Origin of the sequence: Sphingobacterium sp. R2 (genome assembly GCF_040760075.1) — a bacterium.
In the GTDB taxonomy this organism is placed as follows: Bacteria; Bacteroidota; Bacteroidia; order Sphingobacteriales; family Sphingobacteriaceae; genus Sphingobacterium.
Map to the genome: position 1 here is coordinate 4,423,314 of NZ_CP142884.1, position 18,715 is coordinate 4,442,028.

The 18,715-nt window shown below is 40.6% G+C and carries 14 protein-coding genes; 7 read left to right on the forward strand and 7 right to left on the reverse strand.

Annotated elements, in window-relative coordinates; genetic code table 11:
• Positions 1 to 174 precede the first annotated feature (174 nt).
• The 5 genes from VXM68_RS18585 to VXM68_RS18605 all read right to left on the reverse strand — a co-directional run bounded on the left by VXM68_RS18585 (position 175) and on the right by VXM68_RS18605 (position 4,030).
• Entirely contained in the window at positions 175 to 738 is a 564-nt protein-coding gene (locus VXM68_RS18585) for a hypothetical protein (RefSeq protein WP_367209653.1), read from the reverse strand.
• A 46-nt stretch (positions 739 to 784) separates the two neighbouring features.
• Positions 785 to 1,348, reverse strand: coding sequence for a hypothetical protein (locus VXM68_RS18590; protein WP_367209654.1), 564 nt, complete (start codon positions 1,346 to 1,348; stop codon positions 785 to 787).
• Between the two features lie 629 nt (positions 1,349 to 1,977).
• Entirely contained in the window at positions 1,978 to 2,508 is a 531-nt protein-coding gene (locus VXM68_RS18595) for a dihydrofolate reductase family protein (protein ID WP_367209655.1), read from the reverse strand.
• Between the two features lie 73 nt (positions 2,509 to 2,581).
• The gene (locus tag VXM68_RS18600) at positions 2,582 to 3,316 is read right to left on the reverse strand and encodes a DUF6597 domain-containing transcriptional factor (protein WP_367209656.1); all 735 of its coding nucleotides are present in this window, start codon (positions 3,314 to 3,316) and stop codon (positions 2,582 to 2,584) included.
• Positions 3,317 to 3,616: 300 nt separating this feature from the next.
• Positions 3,617 to 4,030, reverse strand: a complete 414-nt coding sequence (locus tag VXM68_RS18605; RefSeq protein WP_367209657.1) for a hypothetical protein — start codon at positions 4,028 to 4,030, stop codon at positions 3,617 to 3,619.
• Positions 4,031 to 4,392: 362 nt separating this feature from the next.
• Between VXM68_RS18605 and VXM68_RS18610 the strand changes: the two genes are divergently transcribed.
• Positions 4,393 to 4,995, forward strand: a complete 603-nt coding sequence (locus VXM68_RS18610; RefSeq protein ID WP_367209658.1) for a DUF6624 domain-containing protein — start codon at positions 4,393 to 4,395, stop codon at positions 4,993 to 4,995.
• Between the two features lie 39 nt (positions 4,996 to 5,034).
• Here VXM68_RS18610 and VXM68_RS18615 read toward each other — a convergent pair whose 3' ends face one another.
• Both VXM68_RS18615 and VXM68_RS18620 read right to left on the reverse strand, forming a co-directional pair.
• Positions 5,035 to 5,646 carry an alpha-ketoglutarate-dependent dioxygenase AlkB gene (locus VXM68_RS18615; protein ID WP_367209659.1) on the reverse strand — a complete coding sequence of 204 codons (612 nt, stop codon included), beginning with the start codon at positions 5,644 to 5,646 and terminating at the stop codon, positions 5,035 to 5,037.
• A 258-nt stretch (positions 5,647 to 5,904) separates the two neighbouring features.
• Positions 5,905 to 6,885, reverse strand: coding sequence for an SDR family oxidoreductase (locus VXM68_RS18620; protein WP_293953742.1), 981 nt, complete (start codon positions 6,883 to 6,885; stop codon positions 5,905 to 5,907).
• Positions 6,886 to 7,202: 317 nt separating this feature from the next.
• Here VXM68_RS18620 and VXM68_RS18625 point away from each other — a divergent pair, with 317 nt between their 5' ends.
• The 6 genes from VXM68_RS18625 (at position 7,203) to VXM68_RS18650 (ending at position 18,596) form a co-directional block, all read left to right on the forward strand.
• The gene (locus VXM68_RS18625; protein ID WP_367209660.1) at positions 7,203 to 7,640 is read left to right on the forward strand and encodes a hypothetical protein; all 438 of its coding nucleotides are present in this window, start codon (positions 7,203 to 7,205) and stop codon (positions 7,638 to 7,640) included.
• Positions 7,641 to 7,986: 346 nt separating this feature from the next.
• Positions 7,987 to 10,797, forward strand: a complete 2,811-nt coding sequence (locus tag VXM68_RS18630; RefSeq protein WP_367209661.1) for a SusC/RagA family TonB-linked outer membrane protein — start codon at positions 7,987 to 7,989, stop codon at positions 10,795 to 10,797.
• A gap of 11 nt (positions 10,798 to 10,808) precedes the next feature.
• Complete coding sequence (locus tag VXM68_RS18635; RefSeq protein WP_294185022.1) at positions 10,809 to 12,503, forward strand: RagB/SusD family nutrient uptake outer membrane protein; 1,695 nt, start codon at positions 10,809 to 10,811, stop codon at positions 12,501 to 12,503.
• A 21-nt stretch (positions 12,504 to 12,524) separates the two neighbouring features.
• Entirely contained in the window at positions 12,525 to 15,626 is a 3,102-nt protein-coding gene (locus VXM68_RS18640; RefSeq protein WP_367209662.1) for a SusC/RagA family TonB-linked outer membrane protein, read from the forward strand.
• 9 nt (positions 15,627 to 15,635) lie between these two features.
• Positions 15,636 to 17,387: a RagB/SusD family nutrient uptake outer membrane protein gene (locus tag VXM68_RS18645; RefSeq protein ID WP_293953732.1), complete on the forward strand. Its 1,752-nt coding sequence runs from the start codon at positions 15,636 to 15,638 to the stop codon at positions 17,385 to 17,387.
• A 180-nt stretch (positions 17,388 to 17,567) separates the two neighbouring features.
• Positions 17,568 to 18,596 (forward strand): LacI family DNA-binding transcriptional regulator, encoded by a 1,029-nt coding sequence (locus VXM68_RS18650; protein WP_367209663.1) that lies wholly within the window; start codon positions 17,568 to 17,570, stop codon positions 18,594 to 18,596.
• Positions 18,597 to 18,715 lie beyond the last annotated feature (119 nt).

Genomic DNA, 18,715 nt, shown 5'->3' on the forward strand with positions numbered 1-18,715 from the left:
CTATAAAATTAAATAGTAGGTTTAAATCATAAAAAACTATAATGAAAATGGAACAAATCGCGGTCCTTTGGCACGAACAATAAATTAATTTCCATATCGGATATATATCCACGAGGAAAAACCACTTTGAAATGATGAAAAACACGCAAATATTTCTTCTAGAATTCTAAAAGGCTACATTCCTGGAGGAGTACGATAAGTTAAGATTTCTGTTCCATTAGACTTTTTCACAATCTCCTTTGTATTTTTAAAGATTAGCGTATGACTTCCAAGTTTGCTATAGGATACAAAGTCTCCATCCGGAGTTTGTTTGCATATAACAAACATATGCCAGCCACCGTCTACCGGAAGTGAGATAATTACTTTTTTTTCGGACTTCAACTCATTATCTATCGTCTGAAAAAGACTGTCGATCGGAAAGGTTGCATTCCGGGGCAAAACAAATTTTTGAGAAAAGGTAATACCGTATAATTCTCTATTGTCAAAATCACGAAAAGAACCATCAGCCTTGTTCTGCCATTCATTTTGTAAACCGTAAAAATCAAAATCAACCACTTTATAATACTTTAGTATCATCTCGACAGCGGATGGGATGCAAGACATTTGAAAGAGTTGATTGTGGTTATTGACGACAGTATCAAAGAACTCAAAATCATCATCTTTTTGTGTTTGAGCCTTCAAATGAAAACCGATAGATGTGGATAGTAACACACTTAAAATAAAGAGCATCTTTTTCATAATTTAAATTATTTTTGATGATAGCGCAAAACATGATCATATTTTTCTATTCATTAGATGAAATGCTGTACGTCATGATTTCTGTTCCATTAGACTTTTTCACAATCTCCTTTGTATTTCTGAGTATCGTTGTGTGGCTGCCGTGTTTGCTGTATGAAACTAATTCACCATCCGGACTCTTTTTATAAACCACAAAAATCGACCAGCCCGTTTCCACCTGAAGTGCGATAATTACCTTTTTCCCAGATTTCAATTCATTATCTATCGTTTGAAAAAGACTATCCATTGGAAAACTTTCATCCCGGGGCAATACAAATTTCTGAGAAAAAGTAATCCCATATAGTTCTTTTTGGTCAAAATCACGGAAAGAGCCATCTATTTTATTCTGCCATTTAAGTTGCAAGTCATAGAAATTAAAATCTACCGCTTTGCAATACTTTAGCACCATTTCGATAGCTGAAGGAATACCTGAAGGCCCAAAGATCTGATTGTGATTGTTGACGACAGTATCAAAAAAATCATAATTGTTGTTTTTTTGTGTTTGTGCCTTCGCTTGAAAAATAACTGATGCGGATATTATCAAGATTAAAATAAATAGCATTCTTTTCATAATTGAGCTTATTTTGATTAGTTGAGCGTCGACTTTACCGTTAAAAATGTTAACGTTTTCAGCATATCTCATGCTGTACATTTTTGGTTTTATTTTGATCGCAATTGTTTATGAACGATCTTACTTTGATTAATTAAGCCTAAGTTATCATTTTAGATTATCAAAGTACTGCAAAGACGTTCGATTTAGTAAAATGGAACTTCCTGCTTTAAATTATTCACTTGATATCTGAAGTTTTTCTCAAATATCGGGAGATTCCATGTAAAGCTTTACAATTGCGGAAAAATACATGAAAAGCAAAAATTTCAATAGTCCTTCTGTCTCAATTTGCTACCAATTTTTATTAATATTATTTGACGTTCAGACCTTAAGTCGATATTTGTTGACGAGCTTTAGTAGCGGTTGTAAAAATAATACTTATCAGCATCACCTATAAAACGTTTTTACGTTACAGGGCAACTCTAAAGATGATGAGTCACTCTTTTTTGCTTCTTATTCAATGACATTTAAAAATGTTAATCATGTCAGTAGAATTAACAAAATATATTGGAAGAGTGCCATGTGAAAAGCAGTTTCAATACTTAACCAAGTAGGATAGCCCTTAAATTAACTTCTCAGCTGGCCGCTCTTTATGTACACTTATAATGTAGTTGAATCAACCCGGTATCAAAAACTTTTGATGTCATAAATTGTAGGGCTTGCTCAGGTCTTCCGTCTTTGAATAGTTTTGTCCCATTACCTAGGAGAATTGGAATAACCGAGATGACAAAATCGTCTATTAAGCCACACTTTAAAAACGCATTGATTACTTCCGCCCCACCATCGCAATAGATATTTTTTCCAGCTAGTGATTTTAGTTGGGCTACCAATTCGATTAAGTCACCTGTGTAAAAAATCGTCCTACCCACTTGTGGTTTCTCTGTTCTTGTGATAACATAAACATCTCGCTGTCCATTGTCGTAATGGGAGGTCCCGATTTCGCGAACGACATAGTCGTAAGTTTTTCTGCCGACAATGATGGTATCAATTTGACACATAAATTCAGTGTAGCCATAGTCTTCTCCTTCTTTTTCGACCAATTTTAAAAAGCTCAAGTCATCGTTAGGCTTTGCAATATATCCATCTAGGCTCATTGCAATAAAAAGTGAAATTTTTCGCATATGTTTAGCGTTCTAAAGTTTCTGCAAATTTAAGACTAGGCTATCATCGTTATTTTGTAAAAATGCGACAAAATTAAAGTGACGATGGTAAAAGGCCAGTATTCCGTCTGATTTCAAGACTCAGATGCGAATGATCATAATAGCCACACTCAAAAGCGATATCCATCAGACTGCGACTGTCTGTCGAATTTCTGATCAAGGATAAAGCATGCTGAAAACGGATAATGTTCGAATATTGCTTTGGCGATAGTCCAATAAATTTTTTAAAATTTCGTTCCAGCTGTCTGACGGTTGTACAATTTCTTTTTGCCAGATCAAAAATGCTAATTCTTCCCTTCGACAAATGTATACCCTCAATAACAGTATGTAAGTGGTTTGTTCGGGTAATTATTCTTGCGGAATAAAAACGATCAAAAAAATTGAAATGCTCTTCAAGTACTTTATCGACATTAAAAGAGATGTTTTTTTCAAATTCGACCGTAGTGTTTGTCAATTCATTTTGAGCAGTAAAACGGTAGAAATTAGCAAAAGTTGCAGGTTTTAAACAAACACCAATGAGATGTGTATCGTTATCAATAAGACTATCTTTAAAAGCATTCATAGCACCTACTACATAGGTTTTTCCATAATCCATTGAGAAACAACCATTATCAGTCAAACATTTATTTCCTAAATTCAATAGGATGCCAGCACAACCATCGGGGAAAACCCGCTCCCACACCCTTTCAGATTCATTTCCGCTAAGTTCCCAATAAAAATGAATATAGGGTTCTAACTCTTTGCAAGGCTTTGTTTTCTTATATTCCATTTGCTCTCTAAAACTTCATCAAAATTAAATACCAAAGTTTTTTGCTTATTTGCGCTTTACCCTACCTATTTGTTTTAGCTAAATTACAGAATATTGATTTTCTTAAAAAATCTTACAAATGGGCAATAGGGACACTTCTAGTTATGATAATGACGCTTAACTTGCGCATTACGTATGCTATTTTTTCTATTTTTGCCTCACCAGCTGCCACTAAAAAATCTAGACAACACCTATAAATTTATCGGTCTCTCAATTTTAATGACATAATTTAATGACATGAATAGAACGGTGGAAAATCCGTTATTTGTACCTAGAGAAGAAAGCGCTGTCTATAAAAGGACCTTTTTCATCATTCATCTTTTTTGTACGGTACAAAAGAAACTTCCCAGAAGGCAGAATCTCTGCATAGGGGGCTCTCAGATCGGTAGTACTTTGCAGCATGATCAATTTATTCCCTCTTGGCCAAGCTCTATAGGCATCAATCATTGGTTCTCTACCCCGGCCGATGTCATACCAATCGTTAATGGTAAAATAATCCTGTCCATGTTCATGATAGATGGATAGATGTCTTTTATTTTTTTTGTCGAACCATTTACCTTCGATACTTTGAATACTTGCCTTATGATTTTTCTTCGTAGGCTGAGCACTACAATTGCTGTGAGCGAAAAAATATGCATAACAGAAAATTAAAACACATACCTTGATATTTATCATAATCTTATCCATTTGGTCATTATCAAACCGACACATCCTGAATTGCAGAAGCGATACCAGCCGTGTTTTCGTAAAAATACAAAACAAAAAGGTTTACTAAAAGTTCAATCGAAAGAAGATACTTCACTCAGAAGAGACCCAATGATCTTGTAAATGGAAATTTTATAAACAGCTTGATCATCAGAATTTCAACGCTTATTGATAATACAACAATTACATATTAAATTTGATAAGGGATTACGGCCGTCGGTAATTTGCATCTAATTATAGTAAAAAGTGTTGATGAATGAATGAATTGTATATTACTATGATAAATATGCTTCAAATTTTCAATCACAACAGTCATTTACGAAAAGGTACTTATGACACAATATAAAGGCATTGCGAAAAAAATAATTGACCTGAAAAATGCAGACTTAGCATTAAGGGATAAGCTTATTAATGAGGGTAAACTAAGCGATGGGTATAATGAAGAAATGAAGACCTTACACAATAAAAATGCTAAGATTCTGGACAAAATCATGAACACTATCGGTTATCCTACAGCAGAAAAAGTGGGAAAAGAAGCGAGCGAAGCCACCTGGTTAATTATACAGCATGCAATTGAACAACCAGAATTCATGAAGAGAAGTGCCCAACTACTGAAGACAGCTGTAAAAAGTAATAAAGCCGACCCTAGAAACTTAGCTTATCTGACAGACCGAATAGCTGTATTTCAAGATCAGCCACAACGTTATGGAACCCAGTTTGATTGGGACGAAAACGGAAATCTAAGTGCGCATACAGTCGATGATGTGATCAAAGTAAATAAACGACGAAAGTCAATCGGGCTAAACACGCTTGAAGAGCAAACTGAAGTGATAAGGATACAGGCGGTGCATGAAAAGCAGTCGCCACCAAAAGACTTTTTAAAAAGAAAACGAGAAATGGAAGAGTGGAAGAGAAGCGTGGGATGGACAAAATAGAGGGATGCTAATAAAAACTGATTAAGATCTTAAAAAAACCTAATGTACATCGCCAATCAGGCGAAAAGTCAAATTGATACGAGCTCTCATTTTTTGCGTTGATTTTGCGACACGATGTTCCCAAGTTTCCTGCAAATCGCCTTTCATCAGCAACAGGGAGCCATGACTTAGCAACAAAGAATACTTTTTACTATGATCGTCTGCCTTCCTAAAATCAAAAAAACGCGCCTGTCCCAGACTTATCGATCCAATTACAGGCCTATCTCCTAGTTCGCTATCTCGATCACGGTGCCAGGCCACCGAATCATTGTTGTCGCGATATAAATTAAGCAATACTGAATTGAATCGATAATTAAAGCGCTGCTCGATCTTTTCCTTCAGAGTTTTCAAAGGTTCAAGCCATTGATTTACAGTGATTGTTTTTCCAGCGAGTTGGTAACTGGTATCTTCATCACCATACCAAGCCGTCAACCTAGGGGTCAATACCGTTCGATCGTACATCATCTTAGATGTATGCTCCCAACGAACCTCCTTGAGCAATCGATGAAATAAATCATCAGCTTCCTCTAGTGTCAGAAAATCCGCTTCAAATTCTAGGAGCTCTTCCGGAAAACGATATCCTTCGTTTTGAAATAAGCTAAGCTGATCCATGTTCCAATTATTTAAAAGGTATTCTAATGAGCCGGCCACATTATCAAATCGCCTTTTCTGAAGAAAAATTTATCTTACATCAAGAACAATTTATCTTGCACAAGGTTTGTCATTATAAATAGTGATGGATAAGTAGCTAGTTCCGGCAAAGTGTATATTCAAAAGGAGTTGCAATCAGCTTATCACCGATTGCAACACAAGACACCACTTAGATAGATATTTGATAAAACTGTTTATTCCGTAATGTAGCGGATCAGCTTAAGGTTGCCCACCTCCTCCCGCTGCTCCATAGATCTGTCCGTTAGCATAACTGGCATCTGATGCGGCAAGTTGAACATAGATTGATGCTAGTTCAGCTGGTTGTCCGGGCCGTCCCATGGGCGTGTCCCCTCCAAAATTCACAAGCTTTTCTTGTGTTGCACCGCCGCTCACTTGTAGCGGTGTCCAAATAGGTCCAGGAGCTACACCATTCACGCGAATACCTTTTGGTCCAAGCTGTTTCGCGAGAGATCGTATATAGTTTGTTGTAGCGGCTTTTGTCTGCGCGTAATCGTAAAGATCTTCCGATGGATCTGTCGCCTGTACTGATGTTGTCCCTATAATAACTGAACCGGGTTTCAAATGCGGTAAAGCAGCTTTAATAAGCCAAAATGGAGCATAGATGTTAGTCTTCATGGTGGCATCAAATTCTTCAGTTGTAATATCCAATATGGAAGGTTTTGTCTGCTGCCGGGCAGCGTTATTGACCAAAATATCCAAACCACCCAACTGTTGTGTAGCCTCTTGTATTAGACGCGTACAGAACTTTTCTTCCCGAAGATCACCTGGAATTGCCACCGCCTTTCGCCCTGCAGCTTTGATCAACGCAACAACTTCTTTGGCATCAGCCTCCTCATCCGGCAGATAGTTAATAGCCACATCGGCTCCCTCACGCGCATACGCGATTGCCGCAGCGCGACCCATTCCAGAATCGCCGCCAGTAATTAAAGCTTTTCGACCATTCAATCGACCACTTCCTTTATATGATTCTTCGCCGTGGTCGGGTTTTGGATTCATTTTACTGCTCAATCCAGGCCAGGGCTGGATTTGCTTTTGAAATGGTGGTCTAGGGTATTTTTCATTTGGATTCTGTAAAATAGCATTTCCAGCTTGCTGGGCTTTAGCTGGCTGCCATCCTCCCACTAATCCTAAAGCTAACACACTGGTTCCTATTGTTCCCAAAGCTTTACGTCTATCCATTTTTACCGGTTTTTCCATTTTATCTATAAATTTTTTAATGACTGACTCAATTTCAGGTTAGCGAATATTAATCTTACGCTCTCCACATAAATTAATTTTTAAAAAGTTAACAGCGGGGACAGTATTTTCGTTCGATCAAAGATGATGGATTCGTCAATTCACGCATAAATCGGTCACAAAAAGTAGAAACACGTTGCCCATTAAAAAATGTAAAAGGCGTATAGCTGCAATTTCAGGTATAAAGTGGCATTTATCGCGTAGTTAATCGATCAACAATTGTCCATTATGCGCTGTCCTACGAATAAAACAAGTTTAATATGAACGTAAAAAAAATAACGCACGATCAGCATCAAGGTATGCCTATCATTGCATTGGCGATTATCTCGCAACAAGATCCCAATCAAGATCTTTTCGAATATGAATCCGAGGATGATCCAGAAATCCCAAACGAGGATGATCTGGATATCCCAGAAGAAAGTGGTTTTGAAGATGAAAGCGAATTTGACGATGAAATCATCGCCGAAGAAGATGATCTAGATATTCCAGAAGAAATTGGTTTTGAGGAAGATAGTGAATTTGACAATAAAATCATCCCCGAAGAAGATGATCTAGATATTCCAGAAGAAAGTGGTTTTGAAGATGAAAGCGAATTTGACGATGAAGCTATAGCTGAAAATGAAGAAGCAAATGATGCAGAAGGGCTGCCGATTCAACCGCCAACAGAGCCTTCAGATGTTGAGGAAGAAATCTTTTAATAATCAACAGTGGAAAAAATTTAAGCAACCAACTATCCTCACTCCTCTTCCGACAGATTGATTTTTCAAATAGATCCCTTAAGATTCGCGAACACCAAAACGGATCATTCTAACCGTGAAACCGTTCCCAAAATTTGGGAACGGTTTCATTAAAAAAAAAGCAGTTCAGCAAACCTTTCCGAATACAACTATAATATCTTTGGGTATTGACTAACCGAATATAGTAGACCTGCGCGCCTTATTATATTATACACCAAGTATAAGATAGCGGGAATTATTTTTCCATGTAAGCTACGAAATTCGTGATGATCATATTTTAAAAGACCAATTTTAAACCAATTAAGGAATGTTAGAATTACAAAGTTTGCTTAAATCTAAGACAGCTTATGCTATGCTCTTTTGTTTTCCCTTGTGGAGCTATGCGCAGCAAGATGTCTCTTTAGAGAAAACTCTAGAGCAAGATTCTATCAGTAACATCAATCAATTAATCTATTTCAATACACCTAAGCAGCACTCCACAGCTTCGGTGTCCAAATTACCTGGCAATGCAATTGCCTCAACTCCGGTATTTGGCTACCTTACTGCAGCGGCGGGACAATTGTCCGGTCTAAAGGTTAGCCAAAACAATGGCCAGCCATTAAATGAAGACGTGAGCTATCAACTCAGGGGCCGCCCGCCGATCATACTAATCGATGGTATTCCACGCTCTGTCACGGAAATCGGCATGCAGGAGATCGAATCAATTTCGGTATTAAAAGATGCTGTCTCCCTAGCAATGCTAGGCATCCGTGGCGCTGACGGTGCAATAGCAATTGTCACAAAAAAAGGGTACACCGATAGGACTCAGATTAATTTCTCGGCTCAGTATGGCATCCAAAAACCATTGCAGAACTTGATCGGAAAACCATTGGACGCCTATCAGTATGCCCTATTGTACAATGAAGCATTACAAAATGATGGGCTTTCGGTCACTAACAATGGTTTTAGTGAAACTGCCCTAAAAAGCTTTAAAGACGGTAATAATCCACAGGCCTATCCAAATGTAGATTGGGCTGAACAGGTCATTAAAAACAGCGCTACTGTGGCACGATACAATCTGAATACCCGCGGAGGAAACAAATATGTCAAGTATTTCGTCAATCTCGAACATCTCAGTCAAAACGGCCTATTAAAATCCAATGCCAACAACAATTATAGCACGAACACCAACGCGAAGGGTTATTTCGTCCGTTCGAATGTGGATGTCAAGCTTTCCAATTTACTGGAGGCCGGAGTGTATATCCAAGGCCGTATATTGAATGCCAACAGCCCCGGTAACGATGGGACAGATAATATCTTTCAGTCAATTTTAAACACCCCCAACAGTGCATATCCAATATATAACTTAGATGGAACTTTTGGCGGCTCTTCCAAATTTCAAAATAATATAGTAGCGCAGACTAACGCTTCAGGATATGCCGTAGCTAATACGCGTACGATACTAACGGACTTCTACTTAAGACGTTCATTGGATGATGTAGTAAAAGGCTTGTGGTTAAAAGCCAGAGCTTCATTTTTTTCCAACCTTCGTGAAAATTACGTACGAAACAAATCATTCGCTGTATTTCAGTTAATGAACGATGATCTCGAAGCACCAATATACAAACAGTACGGTAATAATACGGAGCAAAATAACAGCAATAACATTGCATTTCAGAATAGATCAAATTTTCAGGAGCTTTCAATAGGCTACTCCAATGAAACCGAAAAGCATGGGCTCGACCTTATGCTGTTAGCCAATCGGGACAATCTGGTCAATGGTTCAGACCTACCCTATACTGTACAGGGCATCTCGGGGCATGCTGCTTACCACTACGATAACCGCTACCTTGCAGAAATGTCTTTTGCTGTTAATGGTGCTAATCGTTACCCGAACGACGGCGGGTTCAAGTACGGTACATTCCCCGCTATCGGCCTAGGGTGGAATGTACATCGTGAAAACCTCCTTAAGGACTACAAATGGATAAGCAGACTCAAGCTTTTTGGATCATATGGTTTGTTAGGTCGTGACAATGCGAGCTATTACACCTATATACAAAGTTATAATGGTACTCCAGAAACTTTCTTCGGTTCGTCGGCGGGCTCGGCAGCCACAATCGGTGAATCTTATTTGGCCAACCCCAATCCTACCTGGGCCAAAGTGAACATGTTAAATTTAGGTATCGATGGTGCACTCCTTAACGAACGCCTTATTTTTGAATTAACCTACTATAAGAATAGGTATCGTGACTTAAATATTACACGCAAAAGTAATAATGCCCTATTAGGCATCAGCTATCCCAATGAAAATATTGGAAAACAAGATTACACCGGATTTGAAACCGAATTGGGATGGCGTGACCATAAATCCAAATTCTCCTATCATGCATTGCTCAATGCCAGCTTTCAACAATCGAAAATGGTATACCAAGCCGAACCTACATTGCCTTATCCTTGGATGACCGCTACAGGACATCCTGTTGGACAGACCATAGGATATATTGCCGAAGGATTATACACAAACGTTACTGAATTAGAATCTTCACCAACAATGGAGGGCTATTCACCTCAGTTGGGAGATATTCGTTACCGGGATCTGAATGGTGATGGTCTGATCAATCAATATGACCAAGGTCCAATAGGTTCTGAGAAACCACAGGTATTGCTGGGCGCAAAATTAGGCTTTAGCTTCGCAAATATCGACTTTTCTATCCTATTTCAGGGCATGATAAATCGTGAAGTCTATCTTTCTGGCAATAGTTACCGGGAATTTAACAGCGGCACGGGTCAAGCTTACAGCACACAGCTCGATCGTTGGACCATGGACAACTCGGATGCTCGCTATCCAAGATTAAGCACGGATTCGGGGCCACAAAGTGGTGCCGTAAACAACAATGTGTATTCAACCTTTTGGTTACGCAATGGCAACTACTTACGTATACGGAATATTGAATTGGGTTATACGCTACCAACGGCATTAACGCAGCGCGCAAAAATCAAATCCGCACGGATTTTCGCGAATGGATTCAACATCTTTACATTCAGCTCCAAAACCTTTAACGGCGCCGATCCTGAAAATTTCCGTGGCCTCTACCCAATACAAAAAGTTATCAGTTTCGGTCTAAACATCCAATTATAATACAGGGAGATATGAGAAAACCAGTAATTTGTATGCTAGTCTTTGCCATGCTCGGGATAGCATCATGTAACAAATTCGAACACCAACCGGAAGAGCGGATTCTGCTCGGGGATGTGTTTGATCCCACAGACAAGGAGGGCGTACAGGCAAAAGCCTACCTATTCGGAATCTACTCCTTCCTTCCTAACGGCTTCAACCGCATTACAGGAGATATGCTTGATGCAGCAACGGATGATGCCGTACCATCTTCGGAAACCTCGGATATTCGGCTATTTACAAATGGTCAGTTGACCGCTGTAAATTATCCTGACAATAACTGGCAGAATAGCTATACAATTATTCGCCGGGCAAATGTGTTCTTACAAAATATATCGGTAGTACCCATTCCCGAAAACATGATCCGTCGCTATAAAGCTGAAGCACGGTTTCTTAGGGCATTTGCGTATTTTGAGTTGTTGAAGCGCTACGGTGGAATTCCATTATTGGGCGAACAGGTATTTGATCTCAACGATGACCTTAATTTACCCCGGGCCTCCTACGCTGAATGTGTGGATTATATCGCCATGGAGTGTGATGAAATTAAAGCAGAGCTCCCCGCAGCGTCTTCCACACTGCTTTCTACCACTGAATATGGCCGTGCCACAAGTGAAGCAGTCTTAGCATTAAAGCTGAGATTATATCTCTACGCAGCTAGCCCACTTTTCAATGGCGGCGGTGTTAGTATCAACCCGCAAATCAAGCTCCTAAACGGATATCCAAACAAAGACAATGGAAGGTGGACACGTACTCTTTCAACTGCCGAAGAGTTGATCGCTAAAGGTTACCATAAATTACCGGCTGGCACGGGTACCGCAGCGTATGCAAACATTTTTACAACCAAGGTAAACACAGATATAATCTTCGCCAAACAATCGGCCAATTCAACTTCGTTAGAGGCAAATAACGCACCAGTGGGTTATGTTGCACCTGCGGCCAGCAACGGTCGAACAAGCCCTACTCAAAATTTTGTCAACGCCTTTCCAATGGATACCGGTTTACCCTATGTAGGTTTAACTACCGATCTCAACCAATATGAAAATCGCGATCCCCGATTAAAAGCTATCCTTTTTTACAATGGGCTCAGGTGGTTGAGCAGGCCGATTGAAACATTCGAAGGTGGTTTGGATAAACCCAATAAACCATTCTTAAACCAGACAAAGACCGCTTACTACTTACGTAAATTCTTGGGTGATTTCACAAACGCTACGACCTATGCAAATCAAAGCCATAATTTCCCCTATTTCCGTTATGCTGAAGTCTTACTAAGCTACGCCGAAGCCCTTAACGAAGTCGGTCGTACCGAAGATGCAGTCAAACAGATCACTATGATACGAGCACGGGCCGGTATTAAACCGGGCAACAATAGTCGCTATGGTATTTCAGAAGGGATCGCCCAAACCGCAATGCGCGATCTTATTAAAAATGAAAGACGTATCGAACTGGCTTTCGAAGAACATCGTTTCTGGGATATCAGACGGTGGAAGGATGCTGGAGAAATCAAAAATCCGCTCAAAGGTCTTGTACTCCATAAATCAGGGACATCTGTGACGGCAACCGAACAAATGCTTACCCCCTTTTATTTTGAAACCAAGTATTACTATATGCCTATACCTTATAGCGAAACGTCTAAAAATCCTGCATTGATCCAAAATGAAGGCTATTATTAACCAAAAAGACAGATACTCTAAATGAAAAACTTAATATATTCGCTCATTGGCCTTACCACGATCACCTGCTCAACTGTTATCGGTCAGGAAAGACAGTTGACAGGCACCGTTCGAGGAAGCAGTGGTCCGCTTAAGGATGTGACGATTACTGAGAAAAATGTGACAAATCACCAAACACGCACAGATGATAACGGCCGCTTTAAATTAAATATCAGCAATGGGACGATTGTAGTCAACCATCTTGGCTATTTACGCCAGGAGGTAGACGTGCAGGGGAAAAATACCATTACCATCCAATTAGTGCCACGTGAGCAGGAAATCGATGAAGTCGTCGTGGTGGGTTATGGTAAAACCACGAAAAAGACACTTACAGGAGCTGTAAGCTCCATTAGTGGTGACGAAATTCGGCAAAGCCCATCACCTAGCTTACAAAATACATTGGCGGGCCGTTTAACAGGATTTACAAGTCAGCAGCGTTCAGGACAACCCGGTAACGATGGTGCCACGTTTTATGTTCGTGGAACAAGTTCTTATACCGGCAACAACCAACCGCTTATTATTGTTGATGACATCGAGTTCACCTATGCACAGTTCCAAACTTTAAATGCAAATGAAGTCGAATCGATCAGCATCCTCAAAGATGCTGCAACAACCTCCATTTACGGTATCAAAGGTGCTAATGGAGTTGTCTTAGTGACAACAACACGGGGAAAGTCGGGCAAGCCTCAAATCAACTTTCAGACTGAATATGCACTGAGTCAATTAACCCGAACGCCCCGGTATTTAGATGCCTACGAATCAGCCAAACTCCTGGTCGAGTCCCAGGTCAATACAAATAACTTAAATCCAAACGCAAATTTTAAACCTCAGTTCTCAGAAGAAGACCTGCAATTGTTCAAAGACGGAACTTCTCCCTATACGCACCCCAATAATGACTGGACAGACATTCTATTACGCAAATTTGCACCGCAATCGACAAATACACTGAATGTAACGGGTGGTACCGATCGCGCAAGATATTACGTATCTGTCGGGTATTTGAATCAAGGTGGACAATTAAAGGATTTCAGCGAAGACCTTAACAGTAAATTTTATTATAAGCGATATAATTATCGCTCAAACATAGATTTAAAAGTGAATAATGACCTCGATGTGCGTTTTGATTTCTTCGGTAGCCTAGGTGAAACCAATCGCAACAATGCAAGTGCTAACGACAATATTTTCAGCGATCTCAGCCGTACGGCTGAAACCGCGCCTTACAACTATCCCCTATTCAATCCCGATGGTAGTCTAGGCTATAGCGTATGGCAGAGAAATTCTGCCGGCAGAAATAACAACAACCTCATTGGTCGTTTGATGTACAACGGTTACTATCGTACCCACAATAATAATATGAACCTGGCAGCATCCGCAAATCAGAAATTGAACTTCATTACAAAGGGGCTGTCTTTCAAAGGAACATTAGCCTACCGCAACGACTACGCTTACAACCGTTCTTTACAACGTCCTACCGCTGGCGGTGGTTTCCCATCCTATATCTATGATCCGACCACCGACTCCTATTCGTTCGGCCGTCAGGACAACGTTTATCGCATCGCAACGCCAAGCTTAAACTATGGTGCCGGAAGTACCAATTATGCAATCACATTGCAAGCCATGCTTAACTATAGCCGCAGCTTTGCACAGGCGCACCATGTCTCTGCATTGGTATTATACAACCAAAACAGTAAAAGCGCAACGGGCGCAAAAGATTATAATTTTATCCCCGAAAATTTCCGGGGATACACAGCTCGTATAGGTTATGACTTCAAGAACCGATACCTGCTGGAATTGAGCGGCGCCTACAATGGATCCGATCGATTTGCAAAAGAACGTCGATTTGGCTTCTTTCCTGCAGCCTCTATCGGATGGAACATCGCGGAAGAAAAATTTGTTAAACAAAAACTTCCCTTTATTGATATTTTCAAGTTGCGTGGTTCCTATGGTCTAACCGGCGTTGACAATACTGGTGGAGTATATGCGTATCTTCAAAACTACAGTATTGGCAGCGGTTCGGGATTATTTGGCGAAGCGAACAATAACAGCTATGTCACCGCTGCAGAGGGTGCCTTAGGGAATAATCAGGTAACCTGGGAGAAAGAAAAGAAAATGGATATTGGTCTTGATTTAGCTTTTTTAAATCGCAAGGTGACAGCAACCATTGACTATTTTGACAACAATCGCTTTGATATTCTCACCAGCAGAGGCGCTGTTTCAGCCGTATTCGGCCAAACACTGCCTAACGTCAACTTAGGAAAAACCAATAATAAAGGTTGGGAAGTCGAATTAGGCTATACAGGCCAAATCCAGGACAATTGGCGATACACGGTAAAAGGAACCTATTCGTTGGCAAAAAATAAGGTGTTGTTTAGAGACGAACCAGTACCGTTATACCCTTATCAAAAACAAACCGGCCAAGCGATTGGAGCCAAGCTCAAATACAGTTGGACAGGAGAGTTTTACACAACCGAAGAAATTGCGGATCCGAATGTAGCCAAACCCGCAGGCGGTCGTCCAGGGGATTTAAAATACAAAGATTTAAATGGGGACGGAATTATAAACGCGAGTGACCAATCTTTTTTTGGCTATACAAACCTGCCCAATACAACCTATGGAATTACATTGGGTGCCGGTTACAAAAATTTTAATGTTACCGTCCTCTTCCAGGGAGCCGCCAATTTCGTCGCTAGTGCCGAAGGAGCTGTTATCCATCACAACGCCAGCAAAGCACTCCCCATACACCTGCAACATTGGACACCAGAATTAGGAAACGCAGCCAAATATCCGCAAGTATATACAAGCTCATTAAGCCAAAGCCCAAGGGATTGGTATTCGGACTTTTGGGCTATACCAGGTGACTATATCCGACTTAAAACCGCTGAAATTAGCTATACACTAACTGCAACTGCACTTGAAAAGCTTAAAATAAAACAATTACGCATCTATAGCAGCGGCTATAATCTATTCACATGGACAAAGCTAGACAAACTATACAATTTAGACCCCGAAGTGCTGGAATCATCTGCAGACCTACCATACCCACCAACGCGTATTTTCAACTTCGGTTTAAATGTAACTTTTTAAAGCACAATCATGAAAATATTTATATTTCTAATTGCACTGACAGGCACCATATACTCTTGTCAAAACTCCAAATTTTTGGATGATAAAACTGTTGGCATTTCTGCTGACGATGTCTTTACCGATAGCGTTCGGACGCTCGGTTTTCTGAATAGGATCTATCAGGATATGGGCTATAGCTTTGATTCCTATCGCTTCTCGGCCGCTGGTGGCTCAGGTAACATGGAATTGGCTACGGATAATGCCGAAGGCAATAATAATGTCTCGGTCTGGGGAAATGCCTATGCACAAGGTGTAATAGCCCCAAGCAATGTACTTACGGGATTTGCTGCGAACAAGGATCTATGGAACACCCCCTATGCCAATATTCGCCGCGTTAATTTACTGTTGACAAAGCTTCCCAATGCACCATTTACGCCTGCTACCCGGACAAGGATGGTTGCAGAAGCACGCTTCCTACGCGCCTTCTATTATTACAATATGGTTGCCACATTTGGCGGTATACCCCTTGTTGGTGATCGCGTGTTTGAAATCAATGATCTGATTGACCTTCCACGTAATACGTTTGAAGAATCCATCAATTATATTGTACAAGAACTGGATGCCGCCGCAGCGACTCTCGCGTCCGTAGTATACAGAGATATCGACTTTGGCCGGATTACCAATGGAGCCTGCCTGGCTTTAAAATCACGCGTATTGCTTTACGCAGCAAGCCCACTCTTCAACGGTGGACTAAGTAGCGAGGCAACGGCCGAACTCAGTGCACTTGTAGGATACCCAAACTATGACAAAAACCGCTGGCAAAATGCCGCAACTGCTGCTGAAGCGGTAATCAGTAGTCACAAATATGCGCTCAATGTAGATAATGAAACTCGCCCGGGCAACGGTTTTTATCAAGTATTCCTAAAACGAATGAACAGCGAATATATCCTCGCCTACAATCGCACAGCACAGAAAGAGCTGGAGGCCTATTACTTACCTCCCACCCGTTCAGGCAGCTCAGTGATGAAACCTACGCACAATCTAGTCGCTGCATTTCCCATGAGAGATGGTAAACCAACGGACGAAAGCCCGCTTTATGATCCCAACAATCCTTATGCAAATCGGGATCCGCGATTCGACTATTCCATTATTTATAATGGATTATCCTATGTATCCAACACCGGTCCTAAGACGACAATATACACCTATATGAGTAACGGATCGAATCCTGCCAACCCCACAAACGATGCCTATACACCCAACAATTACTCCACAGGCTATTATAGCAGAAAAATGCTGGACGAAAATCTAGCGACCAATACGGCAGGTTCTACCGAACGCGGATGGCCCCTTATTCGCTATGCAGAAATTTTACTCAATTATGCTGAAGCGATCAACGAAGCTGGATTCCCGGAAAGAGCGTATGACAAGCTGAAAGAATTACGTGAAAGAGCAGGAATTTTCCCGGGATCTGACCGCATGTATGGTTTGAAGGCAGGGATGAATGTCGAGCAGATGCGCATAGTCATTCAAAATGAAAGACGCATCGAACTGGCTTTTGAAGATCATCGCTTTAATGATATCCGGCGCTGGATGATTGCCGAAAATGTGCTCAAAGGCTTTAACAAAACAATAATTATCACACGCAAAGATAATACCTTTACCTACTTGGTGGGGTCAGCTCTACGACCGCTAAATTTTAGGAAAGCAATGTACCTCCTGCCAATTCCATTAAGTGAAATTCAAAAAATGCCACTGATGAGACAAAATCCCGGCTATTAACAACGAGGTAACCACTCTACAGCAGTAAAGGTGCAAATGTCGCTACAAGCACCTTTACTGCATTAAAATCGCCGGAAAACGGACAGGACTCCAACACTAAAAATTAAAAAGTGTTCACTTTATCATAAACATATCTTATTTTTAAACGCTCATTATAAATCGAGACCAACGCTTATTTCTATGAAAAGTGATCAGATAACAATTGTTGATATTGCCAACGAACTAAATATTTCTAAGTCCACCGTATCCCGAGCCCTTACCGGCCATGCCAATGTAAAGGCAGAAACGCGCCAAAAAATCTTGGAACTGGCTGAGAAATTAGATTATCAACGCAATATGCAATCCCTAAGCCTCATCACTAACAAGACCAACACGATCGGTATTGTATTACCTGAATTCTCTACCTCTTTTTTTCCACAAGTTGTCGTTGGTGCACAAGAAGAGGCCAGTAAACATGGCTATTCCGTACTGATATCGCAATGCAATGAAAGCTATGCCACCGAAGTCGCCAATGCGAAGGTTATGTTGGCCAATCGTGTAGATGGAGTAATGGTGTCACTAACAAAGGAAACACTGAATTATGATCACTGGAAAGTATTTATTCGAAAGAAAATTCCGATTGTATTCTTCAATAGAGTCTGTAATGAAATTATGGTGCCGAAGGTCGTGGTCAATGATTACGATGCCGCATTCCATGCAGTAGAGCACCTCATCAGCTTGGGAAGGCGCAGAATAGCACACTTAGCAGGTCCTAGGCAACTCAGCATTAGTCAAAAAAGGCTGAATGGATATTGTGATGCTTTAATCAAACACGGCATTCCGATCGATCAGGATTTAATTATTGACTCCGACCTCAGCTTAAATAAAATCAAGATATTTGTTAAATTTCTTGTGGAACTAGAAGATCCCATAGATGGTATTTTCGCTGTGAATGACCCCACTGCAATAGAGGCTATGCAGATAATCAAAAAAATGAATAAACGTATTCCTGAAGATATTGCTGTGGTCGGATTCAGTGACAACTATGGTTCAAGCTTCGCCGAACCTAGTCTCACGACAGTCGCACAGCCTGTACGGGAAATAGGCAAGACAGCCATGGAACTTCTATTGGGGTTAATTGGAAAAGATATGGAAGAATGGAAGCCAATCATCCGCACAATGGAAGCTAAGCTGATGGTACGTGATTCTACTGTACGATCCGGAGGGTAATTCCCAAAAACAGCAACGAGCACGGGAGCGTTCCCAATTATAGGGAGCGTTCCCATGGAAATTTTATAGCAAAGTGCACCAGCTCCTACCCTTAGAATGGATAAATTTGGTCTTAACCA

What these genes read in the sequence shown, in the direction of transcription:
- VXM68_RS18585 (WP_367209653.1), bottom strand. Translation starts at nt 738, where the DNA reads ATGAAAAAGATGCTCTTTATTTTAAGTGTGTTACTATCCACATCTATC.
- VXM68_RS18590 (WP_367209654.1), bottom strand. Translation starts at nt 1,348, where the DNA reads ATGAAAAGAATGCTATTTATTTTAATCTTGATAATATCCGCATCAGTT.
- VXM68_RS18595 (WP_367209655.1), bottom strand. Translation starts at nt 2,508, where the DNA reads ATGCGAAAAATTTCACTTTTTATTGCAATGAGCCTAGATGGATATATT.
- VXM68_RS18600 (WP_367209656.1), bottom strand. Translation starts at nt 3,316, where the DNA reads ATGGAATATAAGAAAACAAAGCCTTGCAAAGAGTTAGAACCCTATATT.
- VXM68_RS18605 (WP_367209657.1), bottom strand. Translation starts at nt 4,030, where the DNA reads ATGATAAATATCAAGGTATGTGTTTTAATTTTCTGTTATGCATATTTT.
- VXM68_RS18610 (WP_367209658.1), top strand. Translation starts at nt 4,393, where the DNA reads ATGACACAATATAAAGGCATTGCGAAAAAAATAATTGACCTGAAAAAT.
- VXM68_RS18615 (WP_367209659.1), bottom strand. Translation starts at nt 5,646, where the DNA reads ATGGATCAGCTTAGCTTATTTCAAAACGAAGGATATCGTTTTCCGGAA.
- VXM68_RS18620 (WP_293953742.1), bottom strand. Translation starts at nt 6,885, where the DNA reads ATGGATAGACGTAAAGCTTTGGGAACAATAGGAACCAGTGTGTTAGCT.
- VXM68_RS18625 (WP_367209660.1), top strand. Translation starts at nt 7,203, where the DNA reads ATGAACGTAAAAAAAATAACGCACGATCAGCATCAAGGTATGCCTATC.
- VXM68_RS18630 (WP_367209661.1), top strand. Translation starts at nt 7,987, where the DNA reads ATGTTAGAATTACAAAGTTTGCTTAAATCTAAGACAGCTTATGCTATG.
- VXM68_RS18635 (WP_294185022.1), top strand. Translation starts at nt 10,809, where the DNA reads ATGAGAAAACCAGTAATTTGTATGCTAGTCTTTGCCATGCTCGGGATA.
- VXM68_RS18640 (WP_367209662.1), top strand. Translation starts at nt 12,525, where the DNA reads ATGAAAAACTTAATATATTCGCTCATTGGCCTTACCACGATCACCTGC.
- VXM68_RS18645 (WP_293953732.1), top strand. Translation starts at nt 15,636, where the DNA reads ATGAAAATATTTATATTTCTAATTGCACTGACAGGCACCATATACTCT.
- VXM68_RS18650 (WP_367209663.1), top strand. Translation starts at nt 17,568, where the DNA reads ATGAAAAGTGATCAGATAACAATTGTTGATATTGCCAACGAACTAAAT.